The following is a 15,589-nucleotide window of genomic DNA, read 5'->3' as shown; positions in this document are numbered from 1 at the left end:
AGGGGCTGAATTTCAGAGCACCGGTGGAATTATTGGAGGAAATTGTAACTTGAAAAACCAACTTTACAATGGCTCAAAATCTGGGGTAGCTTACATGACCATCACGAATAAAAGTATAAACCGAATCATTTGTGTTGATAAAAAAGTGCAGAGACTATAAAAAAATCATCCTGAAAGCACCTTAGCGGAAGTATAAGCTCCCTCCGACCAGGTTCCTTTCAGGATGATATCAGGTTGGTGACGTATAAACAGCAGCCATTGCGGCGGCGGTTATACTTCGGTTTATACTTTAATACAGGCTTTCGATTATATCTTTATAGTTGGCTGTGATGATCTTGCGCTTCACCTTCAGGGTTGGCGTCAGCTCACCGCTTTCCACGGTCCACATTTTAGGGATGAGGGCAAACTTCTTCACAGTTTCGTATTGCGCCAGGCCTTTGTTGGCCTTCTCCAGCTCACGTTTGAACTTCTCTATTACCTCCGGATGCTTGATCATCTCCTCATCGGACGTATACTTGATGCCCTTGTGGTTGGCCCAGTCCTGCAGGCCCAGGAACGATGGCACGATGAGCGCAGAGGCGTACTTGCGGCCGTCGCCCACCACCATCACCTGCTCTATCACCACCGACTCCTTCAGCTTGTTCTCAATGGGCTGCGGCGCCACGTACTTGCCACCGGAGGTTTTGAACATCTCTTTCTTGCGGTCGGTGATCTTCAGGTATTTGCCCTGAATCATCTCGCCGATGTCGCCGGTGTGGAACCAGCCATCCTCATCGATCACCTCTGCCGTGAGATCAGGCTTTTTGTAGTAGCCTTTCATGATGTGCGGCCCGCGGGTCAGGATTTCCCCGTCTTCGGCAATCTTTACTTCCACATCGTCAATTGTCATGCCTACGGTGCCTATCAGGTTATTTTCCGGCTCGTAGCGGTTCACTGAAATTACTGGCGAAGTTTCTGTGAGGCCGTAGCCTTCCATCACGCGAATGTTGGCTGCCCAGAAAACGCGCGCCAGGCGTGGCTGCAGCGCTGCGCCACCCGACACGATCACTTTCACGTTGCCGCCCAGTGCCTCGCGCCACTTGCTGAAGATAATCTTGTTGGCCAGATCCAGCTGCTTGTTGTACCACCAGCCCTGGTCGGTCTGCGTGTCATACTTCAGGCCCAGCTCCAGCGCCCAGAAAAACAGCTTACGCTTCACGCCCGTCAGCTCCATACCAGCCGCCACAATCTTGTCGTATACTTTCTCCAGCAGGCGCGGCACGGTGGTGAACAGGTGCGGTTTCACCTCCTTCAGGTTGTCGGCCACCTTCTCTATACTTTCAGCATAGTAGATAGACACCCCGATGCGGAAGTACAGGTACAGCAGCATGCGCTCGAACACGTGGCAGAGCGGCAGGAAGCTAAGCGCGCGGTGGGTATGGTCTACCGGCACGTAGGCCAGCGTACCGCGCACGTTGCTCATCAGGTTGTCGTGGGTCAGCATCACCCCTTTCGGGTTGCCGGTGGTGCCGGAAGTATAGATAATGGTCAGGACATCTTCCGGGGTAACGGCGTCTTTCAGCGGCTCCAGCTGCTGCGGGTCTTCTTTCTCCCCCAGCGCCAGCACCTCTTTCCAGCTTTTAGCTCCGTGTATGTCATCAAAAGTATAAATCTCCTTGATGCCCGCTATGCCCTCAGTGGCGGCCACTACTTTGTTGTATAGTCCGGCATCGGCCACGAAGACAACCTTCACCTCTGCATCGTTGAAGATATAGCGGTAGTCCTCCTCGGTAATGGTTGGGTACATGGGCACGCTGATGGCCCCTATCTGCTGAATGCCAAAATCCACCAGCACCCACTCCGGCCGGTTGAAAGAGACGATAGCTACTTTGTCTTCTTTGCCAACGCCCAGCTTCAGTAGCCCGAGGCTTACCTGGTTGGCGTACTCGAGCACATCGCTGGTAGTATACTTTTGCCAGGTGCCGTTTACCTTAGCCGCTAAACAGTCGGGCTTTGGAAATTGCTGCATCTGGTTAGGCAGAAGGTCGAAGGTCCGGGTTAGGTTCATAGTGTATCTTACGCAACAGTGTTTTGATTAGCTTAAAAACAGGTCTCCGTGCAGGATAAACGACCTGTTACTGATGCATTTTAATTATTTTTTTCGAATTCTGCCACGGCAGGCCGTATAAATATTTCCAGTATAGTATATTTATACTTTTAGAACTTAGGCTACTGGCGCGGGTTACCCTGTGTTTGCGGCCTGCACTTTTAGGAGCAAGCTTCACCCATGAACCTATCGATATTTTTTGAGCCGCTGAACGAGGACGTTTTTGCTGCCCTGCATAAACCCCGCACGCTCGGCTCCTACATCAGCCGCTTTGTGAGCAAGTTTCCGGACTGGCGCGCTGCCGATATTGCCATACTTGGCGTAAATGAAACGCGCGGCAGAAACACCGCCGAAGCAGGCGAGGAAGATGCTGCGGTCCCTTCTCCCGCCCGCCTGGTGCGCAAAAGGCTCTACAGCCTGAACAAAGGCGCCGGCCGCTGCCACATTGTGGACCTGGGCAACCTGCGCCCCGGCATTACGCTGGAGGACACGCACCTGCGCCTGAAGGAGATCGTGGAAGTACTCATCTCACACAACACCATTCCCATCATCATCGGCGGCTCGCAGGATTTGGAGTATGGCCAATACATGGGCTACGAGCACCTGGAGCGCGCCGTGAACATGGTCACCGTGGACAGCAGCGTGGACATGAGCGAGGATACCGACGAGGCCCCTAACAGAAGGCAGCTGCGCCAGATACTCATGCACGAGCCCAACTACCTCTTCAGCCTGAGCCAGATTGGATACCAGTCGTACTTTGTGGAGCCGGAGGTAATGGCCACCTTCGAGAAGATGCACTTTGAGGCCTACCGCGTGGGCGAGGTGCACCGGAGCGTGCAGGAGATGGAGCCCGTGGTGCGCGTGGCTGACCTGCTGACGTTCGATATCTCGGCCATTCGCCACCAGGACGCCCCGGCCAGCGAGCCCGCCAACCCTTTTGGGCTGACCGGCGAGGAGGCCTGCCAGATCTGCTGGTACGCCGGCCTGAACGACAACCTGACCTCGCTGGGCATCTATGAGTATAACCCCGCCCTCGACGACCGCGAGCTGACCGCCATGACCGTGGCCACCATGGTCTGGTACTTTATCGAAGGCTTTTACCACCGCAAAAACGAGACGGACTTTAACGGCCGTAGCTTTACCAAGTATGCCGTGGCCTTGAACCACGACAACCCCGACCGCATGATCTTCTACAAAAACCGGAGCAGCGAAAAGTGGTGGCTGGAGGTGGAGCCGCTCAGCCCCGACAAGGGCAGCCGCATCGTACCCTGCAGCTACGAGGATTACCTGCAGGCCACCAAAGGCGAGGTGCCCCACCGCTGGATACTGACACAGGCAAGAATCGGGTAATTTTATCGTTCGGGATTTAAAATACGGAGGCGTGAAGATGCTTGAAATCTTTAAGCGCTGGAATTGAAGTATGATTGAAGCTAACCAAGTATAAACCACTTCTTGGCGCAATATTCTCAAAACTTCAAATTCCCACATCTCCTCATCTAAAGCATGACTTTACCAGAATACACGCTGCAACAACTGGCGCTACGCAACGGACAGGACCGCGAGGAAGTATGGGTAGCCTACCAGGGCATTATCTACGATGTAAAAAAATCGAGGCTTTGGCGGAACGGGAGGCACTACGAGCACTGGGCCGGGCAGGATTTAACAGAAGAACTAGCAGATGCACCGCATAATGCCAATGTTTTTGATAAATTTGAGGCTGTGGGGCTTGTCAAGAATTCTGCTCACCGTAATCCGCAGAGTTAACAGAGCTAAAAATAAAACCGTATATTGGTGTCACGACTTGTTTAAACATTAAAATAAATCAAAATAAACAAATGATATTTATAGCTGATAGCGGCTCAACTAAGACAGACTGGCGCATCGTAACGCAAGACACTGTGCTGGGCCAGGCACAGACTGCCGGATTTAACCCGATGTACCAGGAGACAGACGAGATTTTCCAGGAAATAAACGATGTGCTGCTACCACAGCTAAGCGACAAGAACCCGGAGGCCATCTACTACTACGGTGCAGGCTGCAGCTCGCCAGACCGTAACAAGCGCGTAGAAGACGCCCTGCTCCGCGCCTTCCCAGATGCGGCTGTATTTGTGGAGCACGACCTGCTGGCTGCCGCCCGTGCGGTTTGCGGCCGTCAGGCTGGTATTGCCTGCATCCTGGGCACCGGCTCCAACACCTGCCTCTACGATGGCACCGATATCATTGACAACGTGCCGTCGCTGGGCTTCCTGCTGGGCGATGAGGGCAGTGGCGCTTACATGGGCAAGCTGCTGATAAAGGCTTACCTGTACCGTGAGTTGCCGGAAGACCTGGCCACTTCGCTCAAGAACACCTACAACCTGACCAAAGACGGCATCCTGGACACGCTTTACAGCTCCGCTATCCCAAGCCGCTACATGGCTACCTTTGCCAGGTTCATGCACGACAAGCAGAAGCACCCGGTTATCCACGGCATGATTTACGAAAACTTCTCCGAGTTCTTCGAGCGCCACGTGGTGAAGTATGAGGGCCACGAGACGCTGCCGGTTAACTTTGTGGGCTCCATCTCCTACTTCTTCAGCGACATTCTGAAGCAGGTGGCCAAGAAGTATGGCCTGCACGTGAACACCATTCTGCAGAGCCCAAGCCAGGGCCTGATCCAATATCACCAGGAGCTCCTGCAAACGTTCGGCTCTCCTAAGAAAGCATAAATAGCCTCTAAAAGTTAAGCATGGCGCGATGGTTTAACGGCTATCGCGCCATGCTTTAAACCTATCATACTCTTTAAACGATATTTTACCGGTGTCTACTACAGAAACAACTTCCAACTACGACGGCCTGGAGCACATGAGTGTGCATGAGCTGCTCGTAAACATCAACCGCGAAGACAAAACCGTGCCGTTGGCCGTAGAAAAAGCCATCCCGCAGCTGGAGCGGCTGGTAAACGCCACGGTGGAGCGCCTGCAGCAGGGAGGCCGCCTGTTCTACATCGGGGCCGGCACCAGTGGCCGCCTGGGTGTGGTGGATGCCTCGGAGTGCCCTCCTACCTATGGTGTGCCGCACGGCATGGTGGTAGGCATTATGGCGGGCGGTGATTCGGCCATTCGCAAGGCGGTGGAGTTTGCCGAGGACGACGAGGAGCAGGCCTGGAAAGATCTGCAGCAGCACGACATCAACGAGAAGGACATTGTAGTGGGCATCGCTGCCTCAGGGCGCACGCCATACGTTATCGGCGGGCTGAAGGCCTGCCGTGAGCGCGGAATTGCTACCGGATGTGTGGTTTGCAACGCCGGCAGTGCCGTGGCCGCTGCCGCAGATTTCCCGGTAGAGGTAGTGACGGGACCGGAGTTCGTGACCGGCAGCACCCGTATGAAAGCCGGCACCGGACAGAAACTGGCGCTCAACATGCTCACCACCTCCACCATGATCAAACTGGGCCGCGTGAAAGGCAACAAGATGGTGGACATGCAGCTCTCCAACCTGAAACTGGTAGACCGCGGCACCCGCATGGTGATGGAAGAGCTGGGAATAGAGCAAGAGGAAGCAGGCGCCCTGCTTAAAAAGTATGGCAGCGTGCGCAACGCCGTAGACGCCTACCGCAACAGCAACCGCCATCAGGTTTTATAAGCCGCAGAAAAAAACAGCAAGAGCCGGAGCAAACACTCCGGCTCTTTTTATTTAGTGCCTGTTGCATCTTTATCGGTTGCCCGTAGTAGTAAAGTATAACCTGTAGCAGTAAAGGCTGGGGTTTACTTTAATCAGACCTACAAATGAAAGCAGCTGCCATTATATCGCTTCTGATTGGCCTGGTGGGGCTGGCGATACTCACCTACCTTTACCTGCAAACTCCCCCCGAACAAGAGGCGCCGGGCGGGCTGCAAAGTATAGGCTTAAGCTATGCCATGAGCGACAACACCAGAATGATACTATTTATACTCGAGACCGTTGGCGCTGTCTCAGGATTTCTGGCCTACAAGTACAGGAAAATCAAAACCGGGCTTCTGGGGATGGGCCTGTGCATGCTGAACCTCATCCTTTTATACTTTTAAGCTAGCCCCAGCAAGTATAACTTACTTCTCTGTAAACTTCTCCAGCATCACACGAGCCGCCTCCTTGCTGGGCACCCTATAGTTTACTACCGACCAGGGGTAGGAAAGTATAAACCGCTCGCGGTTGGCATCCCCGATATGCACGATTTTATACTTGTACAGCTCCAGCGGCTCCAGGCCCAGTTCCTTGCGGCGCTCATCTACTCGCTCCTCCTCCTTCCGGCTTAGCCTCATAGGCATATAATCGTCCAGACCGTCAAATTCATCGTCGTCTGCGCATTTGCTGCAAACTATTTTGGCATAGGCGCGGGAGCCGTGCCGGTTGGCTCCGGCCTGCTGGTCCAGGAGGTAGGCGGCGGCATACGGTGCAAGGCGCCCCTGCTGCACGGCCTGCGTCAGCACCTCAGTAAAGTCGTGGCCGTCGCGGGCCTTGGTCTGCCGCTCTATCACGATGGTGAAGCGAGGCAGTAACTCCAGCGTGTCCGCCAGGCCAATCAGGTCTTCGCCGGGGTAGCCATACTCCTCTATCCAGCCGAGCAGCAGCTTGGTGTTGGCTCCCTCAATGGCACGGATGGTGTCGCGGTGCACGCGCAGCCCGCCCTTTGCCTGCCGGAAATACTGATCGCGGGCGTAGAGTTCGTCAAGGTCGGCGCGGAGCTCCTTGTTCAGGTGCTGCTCATACTTCTGGCGGCGCTTGGGGTATTTCTTGGCGAATTTCTTCCAATGCTTGGTGGTGCGCAGCGAGTCGAGTGCGGGGCGCCGCTCCAGGTACTCCAGGCTTACCCCCTTCAGCACCAGTTTATCGAGGTAATGGAAGGTTTTCTTGCGATCCTGCAGCTCCAGCGCGCTCATCGCGGCATTGTAATAATCGCGGGCGAAGGGCGAGGGCACGGCGGCAAAGGCCTGTTTATACACATCCAGCGCCTGTTCATACTCCCTGTCCACCACCAGCAGTTCGGCCTGGTTGATGAGCGGGTGGTATACTTTCGTGTAGTCGGGTGTTTGCTGGGCAAAAGTATAGTGCTGCACCAGCAGCACTGCTGCAAAGTATAAAAGCGTTTTTCTGAGCATCGTTGTTTTGTCTGATGGCGCGGCAAGTATATAGTGGCGGCGTTGCTCCGGCTGCTACCGTAGCCAATCTATGGCTGTATCGCGCTCATCCAGTTTAAAGAATCTTACATGATGGCTGGGCGTGTAGCCACCTGACCGCTGCAGCCACTCCTCGTGCCCGGCAATGGCCACCTTGCTGAACTTATTATGGTGCGCCACGCCCTGCTTCAGGTTTTCCCACAGCACATCCGGGGCGGCACCGTTTGGTTGCAGCACCTCCAGGTATAAACGCACATCCTGGCTGTGCATTGTCCGCTCCTCCAACATGTGGTCTATTTGCTGCAGGTCCTCGTCTGATAGCCCGTCAAGGGTTGCCACGCCCAACACGTGCCGCGGCATGGCCTCCAGCACCGACAGCGCCTCGCCCTGTCCGGCGGCCAGTGGCCGGCCAAGCCATGCCAGTGCCTGCTCTTTATCGGCCATGCCAAAGGCTTTCACCTCAAAATGCGGCGTCAGGAAATTGGCCAGCCGCGACTGCTTCTTTACCCACTCTTTATCGGTTACGATGGCGTAGCGGGCCACCTTGTTCCAGCTGTGGAACCTTAGTTTGAGGGCATCGAAAAAGGACTGCACGCTGTCCCAGTCGCCGAACTGCTCAAACTCAAAGTATAGGCAGATTTTGGGGTGGGCCTTCGCCTTTTGCTCCATCTCCTGCACGATCATCCTCAGTCCTGCCTCATCAATATAGTGTTGTACCTGAAACCCTGCAAGGTTTTCCTTCTCAAAGCTAATTACTGCTACCATAGTATGCCAGAAAGTTAGGGTGTGTACTGTGCCTGCTACGTATGCCGATGTCTCTGTTAAATAGCGGCTTTACTGTACTTTACCATACCGCCAATGGCGCTAAACGGTTTCCTGTTCGGCACTTATACTTTTCAGATAATTCTGGTGCCACTTTTTCTGTGCTACATTTGTTAAAAGATGCTGCCGGAGAAGGTAAAAAAGCCGCTGGCGGGGCCAACCATGGTTAGGCCCGGACAGTATTTATGCTACGGCCCATACTTTGGAGACTAACTTATGCACGACATAGAGCCATACTACAACTGGATTGAGAAATACGCGGCCAGCGAGGACCCGCGCTCGCCGCTGTTCGGGGCCGAGAACAGCCTCATGCACTACACCCACGCCATTTACGGGTACTACATCCACCCGCAGTGGGATAACATGGATTCTGAAACGCTCTTCCTGAAGATCCTCTACGCCGACTACGAGCTGAACTTTGCCGTCATTGAGTTTATCGGCGAGTGGAACGATGCCCTCAACAACGACATCATGCAGCTCAAGCGCAACATCATCGACCCGATGGTGAAGGAGGGCATCAAGCATTTTATACTTATCGGGGAGAACGTGTTTAACTTCCACGGCTCCGATGACTCTTACTACGAGGAGTGGTTCGAGGATATCGAGGAGGGCTGGGTGGCTGCGCTTGGCTTCCAGGACTTTGTGCTGAGCGAGATGAAAAACTATAACCTGGACTCTTACATCAACTACGGCGGCAACCTGAACGACATCCACTGGCGCACCTTTGTGCCCAAGCGCCTGTTTGCCCTCGTAAACAGCCTGATCCAGAAACGGCTGGGGCCCTGAAAGTATAAAAAGTATAAAAAGAAAGAGGACCTGTTGTGGCAGGTCCTCTTCCGTTATGTAGTGTTCAGCTTGTTACTGCACTTCGTTTTCTACTTTCTCAGCGCCCTCCTCTATCTCGTCTCCTGCTTCATCAGCAGCATCCTCGATATCGTTGCCCATTTCTTCCGCACTGTCCTCTACTCTTTCAGCATCGCGCTCAGCGGCATTTTCAGTATTAGAATCGCAGGAGGCGAAGGCAAACATGCCCAGTGCCAGAAACATAACAATTGACTTTTTCATGGTATGGTTGTTTTAAGGGTTATCAAATAATGTTTACTCAATTACGGCGCTGGTATCAGCATCCTCGGCGGCATCTTCCATGTCCTCCGCCGTTTCCTGGGCCTGGTCTTCCCTTACCTCTGTCGTGTCGCGGCCTTCTTCGGCCGGAGAGCTGCATGAGGCGAGGCTTGCTAAACTAGCCAGTGTGAATGTGTACAGAGCCTTTTTCATTTGTCGTTTTGGTTAACTTTCTCGCTTGCGGGGCTGCCAAAACAGCTTCCGCCGAAACATGCCAGACAATACGCAGCTATCTGAATATAGTTTTTATTATTCATAAAAAAAGCGGCGGGCACCTCCTGAGAAGTGCCCGCCGTTTTTACTCTAATTCAGCCTGTAAGGCCTTATACTTTGTGCCTTATTTTTTCTTGAACAGCAGCCTGATCGGCACCCCGGTAAAGTCGAAGTGCTCCCGCATTCTGTTCTCGAGGTAGCGCATGTATGGCTCCTTTACGTACTGCGGCAGGTTGCAGAAAAACGCAAATGTGGGGTTGTGCGTCGGCAGCTGCGTGATGTATTTAATTTTGATGAACTTGCCCTTAATGGCCGGCGGCGGGTAACGCTCAATGTCCGGCAGCAGCAGGTCGTTCAGCTTAGACGTCGGGATCTTGCGCGTCTTATTCTCATACACATCCATGGCCACCTCGATGGCTTTGTGGATACGCTGCTTTGTTACCACCGAAGTAAAGATGATCGGCACGTAAGAAATCGGCGCGATGCGGCTGTAGATCTCGTCCTCAAACTTTTTGGTCGTGTGGGTGTCTTTCTCCACCAGGTCCCACTTGTTTACCAGTATCACAATGCCTTTGCGGTTCTTCTCGGCCAGGGCAATAATGTTGACGTCCTGCGCCTCGATGCCGCGCGTGGCGTCCAGTATCACGATGCACACATCCGCCTCTTCCAGGGCACGCACCGAGCGCAGCACCGAGTAGAACTCAATGTCTTCGCTTACCTTGCTCTTGCGGCGCAGACCGGCGGTATCCACAATGATAAACTCTTTGCCGAAGGCATTGTAGCGGGCATGGATGGCGTCGCGGGTGGTGCCGGCAATATCAGTTACGATGTTGCGCTCCTGGCCCAGCAGCAGGTTCACGAAGGACGACTTGCCTACGTTTGGGCGACCCAGCACGGCTATTTTTGGAATACCGGCATCCGGGTCTTCCACGCCTTCGTCCTTAAAGTGCTTTACTACCTCGTCCAGCAGCTCGCCCGTGCCGGAGCCGCTCTGCGAGGAGATCGGGAAGATATCGATGCCTACACCCAGCGCGTAAAACTCACCCATCTGGTGCATGCGTGCGTTGGTGTCGGCTTTGTTGGCTACCACATAAATAGGCTTATCAGTGCGGCGCAGCACGTTGGCAAACTCCTCGTCCAGGCTGGTAAGGCCGGCATCCACGTCTACCATAAAAAGTATCACGTCGGCCTCGTTCATAGCTAGCTCTACCTGGCGGTTAATCTCGGCCTCAAAAATGTCGTCGGAGCCGTGCACGTAGCCACCGGTATCTATCACGGTGAAGTACTTGCCGCACCAGTCGCCGTGGCCGTAGCTGCGGTCGCGGGTTACGCCGCTCACGTTGTCCATGATGGCCTTGCGCTGGCCAATCAGGCGGTTAAAAAGGGTTGATTTGCCCACGTTGGGGCGGCCTACAATGGCAATGATGTTGGTTGACATCGAACTATAATAAAATGGTTAAAGTGCCCCCGGAGCACCGTGCCCCGAAGCTTTATGTGCGCTACTCTTCGCGGTAGCCGAAGCGCCGAAGCAGCTTCTCGTCTGTCCGCCAGTTCTCGTTCACGCGCACGTATAAATCAAGAAATATCTTTTTCTGGAAGAAGTCCTCCATGTCCAGGCGGGCCTGGGTGCCTACTTTCTTCAGTGCCTCGCCCTTGTTGCCAATCACGATGCCTTTCTGGCTTCTGCGCTCCACGCTAATCTCGGCGCGGATGCGGATGATGTCGACCTCTTCCTTAAACTCCTCTACCACTACCTCGCAGCTGTAGGGAATTTCCTTTTTATAGTTGAGGAAAATTTTCTCCCGGATTATCTCCGACACAAAGAAACGCTCGGGCTTGTCGGTCAGTTCATCCTTCGGGTAAAAGGCGGGATGCTCGGGCAGGTAATGCAGCAATCGTTGGAACAAGTGGTCCAGCCCGAAGTTGTGCAGCGCCGAGATAGGCATAATCTCGGTCGGGTTCATGTGCTCCTGCCAGTAAGCCACCTTCTCGTTTACCTCTTCTTCGGTGGCCTGGTCTATTTTATTTATGAGTAAAAGTATGGGCACCTTGGCGTGCTGCAGGCGCTTGATTACGTCGTCCTCGTCGTGCTTCTCGTAGATGTCAGTCACAAAAAGGATGATGTCAGCATCTTCCAGCGAGGTACGCACGAAACCCATCATCGACTCGTGCAGCGCGTACTGCGGCTTGATGATGCCAGGCGTGTCGGAGTAAACGATCTGGAAGTCGTCTCCGTTCAAAATGCCCATAATGCGGTGCCGCGTGGTCTGCGCTTTGGACGTGATGATGGAGAGTTTCTCGCCTACCAGCGCGTTCATCAGCGTGGATTTGCCCACGTTCGGCTTGCCCACTATACTTACAAAACCGGCTTTGTGCGGTGTTTCGGCCATAATCTGAATTTGAGGTTGCAAAATTACTCCTTTTTTACGAAACCCCGTGAAAATGTGCAGATTTAGGAAGAGTTTGGGAGTTAGAGAGTTGGGGAGTTTAGGAGTTTTAGAGTTAAAAGGTTAGAAAGTGTGGAGACTGCTCCTTGGTTTGAATCCAAGAAATGTTGCCCTCGCTCGCCTCTGGCGAGTGTGCGGTATACTGTGGCGTCCCGCCCCGCATGCGTAACCCAAAGCGGCCAGAGGACGCCATATATTTCGCACTCGCCAGAGGCGAGCGAGAGAGGTAGCTGATTATAAAGTATATCTCAACTCTCTAACTCCTAAACTCCCCAACTCTCTAACTCCAAATATCTTTCTAACTGTAGAACATTTTCCCCTACTTGTCGCTTTAGGCTACGTTGGGCCTCTATGACGGCATAGAAATTAAGAATCAACAAGTAACGGGTTATCCTTGTATCTTTGTAAGACGAAAGCACTTTTAAAGTATAAATGAGCAAGAAAGCTATCGGTAAGATTGGCGTGCTGCTGGTGAACCTCGGTACACCGGACACACCCCAGACACCTGACGTGAGAAAGTACCTGCGCGAGTTCCTGCTGGACAAGCGCGTGATGGACATAAATCCGGTGGGCCGCTATGCCCTGGTGAACGGTATTATCGCGCCGTTTCGGGCACCGAAGTCTGCCAAAGTATACCAGCAGCTCTGGACCGACCGCGGCTCGCCGCTCATGTTCCATGGCCGCGACCTGCAGGCAAAACTGCAGACTGCCCTCGGCAAAGACTACCACGTGGCCTTTGGCATGCGCTACCAGAGCCCAAGTATAAACAGCGCCCTGGAGGAACTCAGGGAGCAGAGCGTGGACCGCATCATTGTAGTGCCGCTGTTTCCGCAGTATGCCGCTGCCACCACCGGCTCGGTGCACGATAAGATCATGGAGATTGTGCGGGACTGGTGGATCATCCCGAGTATAAACTTCATCTCCTCATACTGCGACGATCCGGGCTTTATCAAGGCTTTTGCTGAGCTGGGCAAGAAGTATATGGCCGAGGATGAGTACGACCATGTGGTGTTCAGCTACCATGGTGTGCCCGAGCGGCAGGTGCTCAAGGGCAGCGACCACGGCTACTGCAAGCTGGGCTCCTGCTGCAATAGCTATAACAAGCGCAACAAGTACTGCTACCGGGCCTCCTGCTTTGTCACCTCACGCCTGCTGGCCGCCGAGTTGGGCCTGCGCGAAGACCAGTATACTGTGGCGTTTCAGTCCAGGCTGCTGAGCGACCCGTGGCTGCAACCGTACACTGACGACCTGCTGAAGACTATGCCGGCCAAGGGCATCAAGAAAGTACTGGCCTTCAGCCCCGCCTTCGTAGCCGACTGCTTGGAAACCACCATTGAGGTTGGCGAGGAGTTTAAGGAGATGTTTGAGCATGCCGGCGGTGAGAAGTGGCAGCTGGTGGAGAGCCTGAACTCCAACGACTCCTGGATAGAGGCGCTGAAGGATATCGTGCTGGAGAACTAAATTTGAAGATTTGGGAATTGGGAGATGTGAAGATGCTCTCCGACAAAGTATAAAAGGGGCCGTTGCAAGTATAAATGCAGCGGCCTTTACTTTTAAAGTCTCTGCCGCAAGTCTAGCGCAGCGTAACTTGCGGCTAAGTATGGCAGCAGTTTTCAACTGCTTTGCTTTGGAGAAGTAAGGAGTGCAAAGGCTTAGGCTATACTTTATACTTTTGTTAAGTTGTATTTCAAGTACGCCCCTAGAGCCTGCCGAAGTATAAAGTATCTGCTACCTTATACTTTTCTGCTTCGCAGAAAGCAAGTTTCAAACTTGCCTCATGCAAAACCACAAGTTACGCTGTCGCTAAACTTGCGGCAGATGACCCCGAAAGCTCGAACAACCGTACAATTAAATCCGCTCCGAGTCCACCCAATCCTCCGACACAGTGTCGGCATACCTGGTGAGCTTTTGCAGCAGCACCTCCGGCTCGCTTTCCACGATCAGGTTCTTCATGTACTCCGGCTTAATGAGCCCTTCCTGCACGCAGTCGGCCAGAAAGGCCATGAATTTATCGTAGTAGCCGTTCACGTTAAAGAAGGCCACCGGCTTCTGGATAATGCCCAGCTGGTTCCAGGTGATTATCTCGTTTATCTCGTCCAGGGTGCCAAAGCCGCCCGGCATGGCTACAAAGGCATCGGACTTAGAGGCCATCAGGGCCTTGCGCTCGTGCATGGTCTTTACAATGTGCTGCTCCGTCAGTCCGGTGTGGGCTTGCTCGCGGTCTACCAGGCTTTGCGGGATTACGCCCACGGCCTGCCCACCTTTGGCAAGTACGGAATCGGCAATGGTGCCCATCAGGCCTACCTTACCACCACCGAACACCAACCCTATACTTTTGGCGGCCATCAGGTGGCCTAGTTGTGTGGCAGCCTCCGCGTACACCGGGTTATTCCCGGAGTTGGCGCCACAGAAAACGGCTATACTTTTCATGTTTTATACTTGCTAGAGTTTAATCAAGAAAGGCCCCGGCATACTGCCAAGGCCTTTTTTATACTTTATACTTTGTTTACACTCTAAGCTGAGCGATTATATACTTACGCCAGCTGCTTGTTATACATTTTAGCCACGGTTTCGGCTACGTAGTCAACCTCCTCAGGTGTGTTATACTTGCTGAAGGAGAAGCGCACCGAGCCGCGGGTTGGATCACACTCCAGCGCGCGCAGCACGTGCGAGCCGGCATTGGCGCCGCTGCTGCAGGCGCTGCCCCCCGAAGCGGAGATCTTAGCGATGTCCAGGCTGAAGAGCAGCATCTCGTTAATGTCTGATGCAGGCAGGCTCACGTTCAGCACCGTGTACAGGCTCTTGTCGCCAAACTCCGACATGCCGTTAAAGCTCACATCGTCCATCTGCTCGCGCAGCTTGTAAATCATGCGGTCTTTCAGGCTTTGGATGTACGTCTGGTGCTCGCCCATATCGCGGTAAGCAATCTCCAGCGCCTTGGCCAGTCCGATAATGCCGTACACGTTCTCGGTGCCGCCACGCATGTTGCGCTCCTGCGCCCCACCCTGAATCAGCGGCTGAATTTTCGTCTCGGCATCGCAGTACAGGAAGCCCACGCCTTTCGGACCGTGAAACTTGTGCGCCGAACCCACAATGAAGTTGGTCTTCAGCTGCTGCAGGTCGTGCTTGTAATGGCCCATAGTCTGTACCGTGTCGGAATGGAACAAGGCGTTATACTTTTTGCAGATCTCCCCGATGGCCTCAATATCGTTCAGGTTGCCGATCTCGTTGTTGGCGTGCATAACGGAAACCAGCGTCTGTGGCTGGCTGGCCAGCACCTCCTCCAGGTGCTCCAGGTCCAGGTTGCCGCGCTCGTCGTGGCGCAGGTACGTTAGCTGTACACCCTCCTGCTTCTCCAGCAACTCCATCGTGTGCAGCACGGCGTGGTGCTCCAGTTTGGTGGTGATGGCATGCTTGATGCCCAGCGAGCGGCAGGTGCAGATAAGGGCAGCGTTATCGGCCTCGGTACCGCCGGAGGTAAAGAAAACCTCAGCCGGAGACGTGTTCAGCAGGCCCGCCACCGTTTTGCGCGCCCTCTCAATGGCCGCCCTCACCTCGCGCCCGTGCGAGTGGATGGAAGACGGGTTACCGAAGTGCTCCAGCATATAGGGAGCCATGGCGTCAAAAACCTCTTTGTCCAGAGGAGTGGTGGCAGCATTATCTAAATAAACACGCATGTTATTAAGCTATATTTTGATTCTATTCTTATTCAACCAACAAAGTATAAAAAAAAGTTGCGCCAATGGCAGGAACAACCCTACCAG

Annotated in this window: 16 protein-coding genes; 7 read left to right on the top strand and 9 right to left on the bottom strand. The window is 53.8% G+C overall.

What is annotated here, in order from left to right; all coding sequences use genetic code 11:
• Positions 1-289: 289 nt before the first annotated feature.
• Complete coding sequence (locus BM040_RS19280; protein ID WP_092105008.1) at positions 290-2,047, bottom strand: AMP-dependent synthetase/ligase; 1,758 nt, start codon at positions 2,045-2,047, stop codon at positions 290-292.
• Positions 2,048-2,266: 219 nt separating this feature from the next.
• Here BM040_RS19280 and BM040_RS19275 point away from each other — a divergent pair, with 219 nt between their 5' ends.
• From BM040_RS19275 to BM040_RS19255, 5 genes are all read left to right on the top strand, one after another.
• Positions 2,267-3,436 (top strand): formimidoylglutamase, encoded by a 1,170-nt coding sequence (locus BM040_RS19275; RefSeq protein WP_092105006.1) that lies wholly within the window; start codon positions 2,267-2,269, stop codon positions 3,434-3,436.
• A 153-nt stretch (positions 3,437-3,589) separates the two neighbouring features.
• On the top strand, positions 3,590-3,850 hold the full coding sequence (locus BM040_RS19270; RefSeq protein WP_092105004.1) for a cytochrome b5 domain-containing protein: 261 nt from the start codon (positions 3,590-3,592) through the stop codon (positions 3,848-3,850).
• A 71-nt stretch (positions 3,851-3,921) separates the two neighbouring features.
• Positions 3,922-4,794, top strand: coding sequence for a BadF/BadG/BcrA/BcrD ATPase family protein (locus BM040_RS19265; RefSeq protein ID WP_092105002.1), 873 nt, complete (start codon positions 3,922-3,924; stop codon positions 4,792-4,794).
• A 91-nt stretch (positions 4,795-4,885) separates the two neighbouring features.
• A complete protein-coding gene (murQ, locus tag BM040_RS19260) occupies positions 4,886-5,710 on the top strand; it encodes an N-acetylmuramic acid 6-phosphate etherase (RefSeq protein ID WP_092105000.1) in 825 nt (274 codons plus the stop codon).
• A gap of 143 nt (positions 5,711-5,853) precedes the next feature.
• Positions 5,854-6,132, top strand: coding sequence for a hypothetical protein (locus BM040_RS19255; RefSeq protein WP_092104997.1), 279 nt, complete (start codon positions 5,854-5,856; stop codon positions 6,130-6,132).
• A gap of 21 nt (positions 6,133-6,153) precedes the next feature.
• Here the strand turns inward: BM040_RS19255 and BM040_RS19250 are convergent, their stop codons facing one another.
• Positions 6,154-7,203: a hypothetical protein gene (locus BM040_RS19250; protein ID WP_092104995.1), complete on the bottom strand. Its 1,050-nt coding sequence runs from the start codon at positions 7,201-7,203 to the stop codon at positions 6,154-6,156.
• Positions 7,204-7,257: 54 nt separating this feature from the next.
• Entirely contained in the window at positions 7,258-7,986 is a 729-nt protein-coding gene (locus BM040_RS19245; protein ID WP_092104993.1) for a SpoIIAA family protein, read from the bottom strand.
• Between the two features lie 273 nt (positions 7,987-8,259).
• Between BM040_RS19245 and BM040_RS19240 the strand changes: the two genes are divergently transcribed.
• Positions 8,260-8,829 (top strand): hypothetical protein, encoded by a 570-nt coding sequence (locus BM040_RS19240; protein WP_092104991.1) that lies wholly within the window; start codon positions 8,260-8,262, stop codon positions 8,827-8,829.
• A gap of 72 nt (positions 8,830-8,901) precedes the next feature.
• Here BM040_RS19240 and BM040_RS19235 read toward each other — a convergent pair whose 3' ends face one another.
• From BM040_RS19235 to era, 4 genes are all read right to left on the bottom strand, one after another.
• Complete coding sequence (locus tag BM040_RS19235) at positions 8,902-9,108, bottom strand: hypothetical protein (protein WP_092104989.1); 207 nt, start codon at positions 9,106-9,108, stop codon at positions 8,902-8,904.
• Positions 9,109-9,141: 33 nt separating this feature from the next.
• Entirely contained in the window at positions 9,142-9,318 is a 177-nt protein-coding gene (locus BM040_RS21865) for a hypothetical protein (RefSeq protein WP_175491128.1), read from the bottom strand.
• Between the two features lie 184 nt (positions 9,319-9,502).
• Positions 9,503-10,816 carry a ribosome biogenesis GTPase Der gene (gene der, locus BM040_RS19230; RefSeq protein WP_092104987.1) on the bottom strand — a complete coding sequence of 438 codons (1,314 nt, stop codon included), beginning with the start codon at positions 10,814-10,816 and terminating at the stop codon, positions 9,503-9,505.
• Positions 10,817-10,877: 61 nt separating this feature from the next.
• Complete coding sequence (gene era / locus BM040_RS19225) at positions 10,878-11,768, bottom strand: GTPase Era (RefSeq protein ID WP_092104985.1); 891 nt, start codon at positions 11,766-11,768, stop codon at positions 10,878-10,880.
• A 489-nt stretch (positions 11,769-12,257) separates the two neighbouring features.
• Between era and hemH the strand changes: the two genes are divergently transcribed.
• Positions 12,258-13,286: a ferrochelatase gene (hemH, locus tag BM040_RS19220; protein ID WP_092104983.1), complete on the top strand. Its 1,029-nt coding sequence runs from the start codon at positions 12,258-12,260 to the stop codon at positions 13,284-13,286.
• Between the two features lie 387 nt (positions 13,287-13,673).
• On the opposite strand, the gene BM040_RS19215 is transcribed toward hemH, so the two are convergent.
• Both BM040_RS19215 and BM040_RS19210 read right to left on the bottom strand, forming a co-directional pair.
• Complete coding sequence (locus BM040_RS19215; protein WP_092104981.1) at positions 13,674-14,255, bottom strand: LOG family protein; 582 nt, start codon at positions 14,253-14,255, stop codon at positions 13,674-13,676.
• A 104-nt stretch (positions 14,256-14,359) separates the two neighbouring features.
• The gene (locus tag BM040_RS19210) at positions 14,360-15,502 is read right to left on the bottom strand and encodes a cysteine desulfurase family protein (protein ID WP_092104979.1); all 1,143 of its coding nucleotides are present in this window, start codon (positions 15,500-15,502) and stop codon (positions 14,360-14,362) included.
• Positions 15,503-15,589 lie beyond the last annotated feature (87 nt).

Source organism: Pontibacter chinhatensis (assembly GCF_900113285.1).
GTDB lineage: Bacteria > Bacteroidota > Bacteroidia > Cytophagales > Hymenobacteraceae > Pontibacter > Pontibacter chinhatensis.
Note: the sequence above shows the minus strand (reverse complement) of the source record. Positions and strands in the feature narration are given on the sequence as shown.

What these genes read in the sequence shown, in the direction of transcription:
- BM040_RS19280 (WP_092105008.1), bottom strand. Translation starts at nt 2,047, where the DNA reads ATGAACCTAACCCGGACCTTCGACCTTCTGCCTAACCAGATGCAGCAA.
- BM040_RS19275 (WP_092105006.1), top strand. Translation starts at nt 2,267, where the DNA reads ATGAACCTATCGATATTTTTTGAGCCGCTGAACGAGGACGTTTTTGCT.
- BM040_RS19270 (WP_092105004.1), top strand. Translation starts at nt 3,590, where the DNA reads ATGACTTTACCAGAATACACGCTGCAACAACTGGCGCTACGCAACGGA.
- BM040_RS19265 (WP_092105002.1), top strand. Translation starts at nt 3,922, where the DNA reads ATGATATTTATAGCTGATAGCGGCTCAACTAAGACAGACTGGCGCATC.
- BM040_RS19255 (WP_092104997.1), top strand. Translation starts at nt 5,854, where the DNA reads ATGAAAGCAGCTGCCATTATATCGCTTCTGATTGGCCTGGTGGGGCTG.
- BM040_RS19250 (WP_092104995.1), bottom strand. Translation starts at nt 7,203, where the DNA reads ATGCTCAGAAAAACGCTTTTATACTTTGCAGCAGTGCTGCTGGTGCAG.
- BM040_RS19245 (WP_092104993.1), bottom strand. Translation starts at nt 7,986, where the DNA reads ATGGTAGCAGTAATTAGCTTTGAGAAGGAAAACCTTGCAGGGTTTCAG.
- BM040_RS19240 (WP_092104991.1), top strand. Translation starts at nt 8,260, where the DNA reads ATGCACGACATAGAGCCATACTACAACTGGATTGAGAAATACGCGGCC.
- BM040_RS19235 (WP_092104989.1), bottom strand. Translation starts at nt 9,108, where the DNA reads ATGAAAAAGTCAATTGTTATGTTTCTGGCACTGGGCATGTTTGCCTTC.
- BM040_RS21865 (WP_175491128.1), bottom strand. Translation starts at nt 9,318, where the DNA reads ATGAAAAAGGCTCTGTACACATTCACACTGGCTAGTTTAGCAAGCCTC.
- der (WP_092104987.1), bottom strand. Translation starts at nt 10,816, where the DNA reads ATGTCAACCAACATCATTGCCATTGTAGGCCGCCCCAACGTGGGCAAA.
- era (WP_092104985.1), bottom strand. Translation starts at nt 11,768, where the DNA reads ATGGCCGAAACACCGCACAAAGCCGGTTTTGTAAGTATAGTGGGCAAG.
- hemH (WP_092104983.1), top strand. Translation starts at nt 12,258, where the DNA reads ATGAGCAAGAAAGCTATCGGTAAGATTGGCGTGCTGCTGGTGAACCTC.
- BM040_RS19215 (WP_092104981.1), bottom strand. Translation starts at nt 14,255, where the DNA reads ATGAAAAGTATAGCCGTTTTCTGTGGCGCCAACTCCGGGAATAACCCG.
- BM040_RS19210 (WP_092104979.1), bottom strand. Translation starts at nt 15,502, where the DNA reads ATGCGTGTTTATTTAGATAATGCTGCCACCACTCCTCTGGACAAAGAG.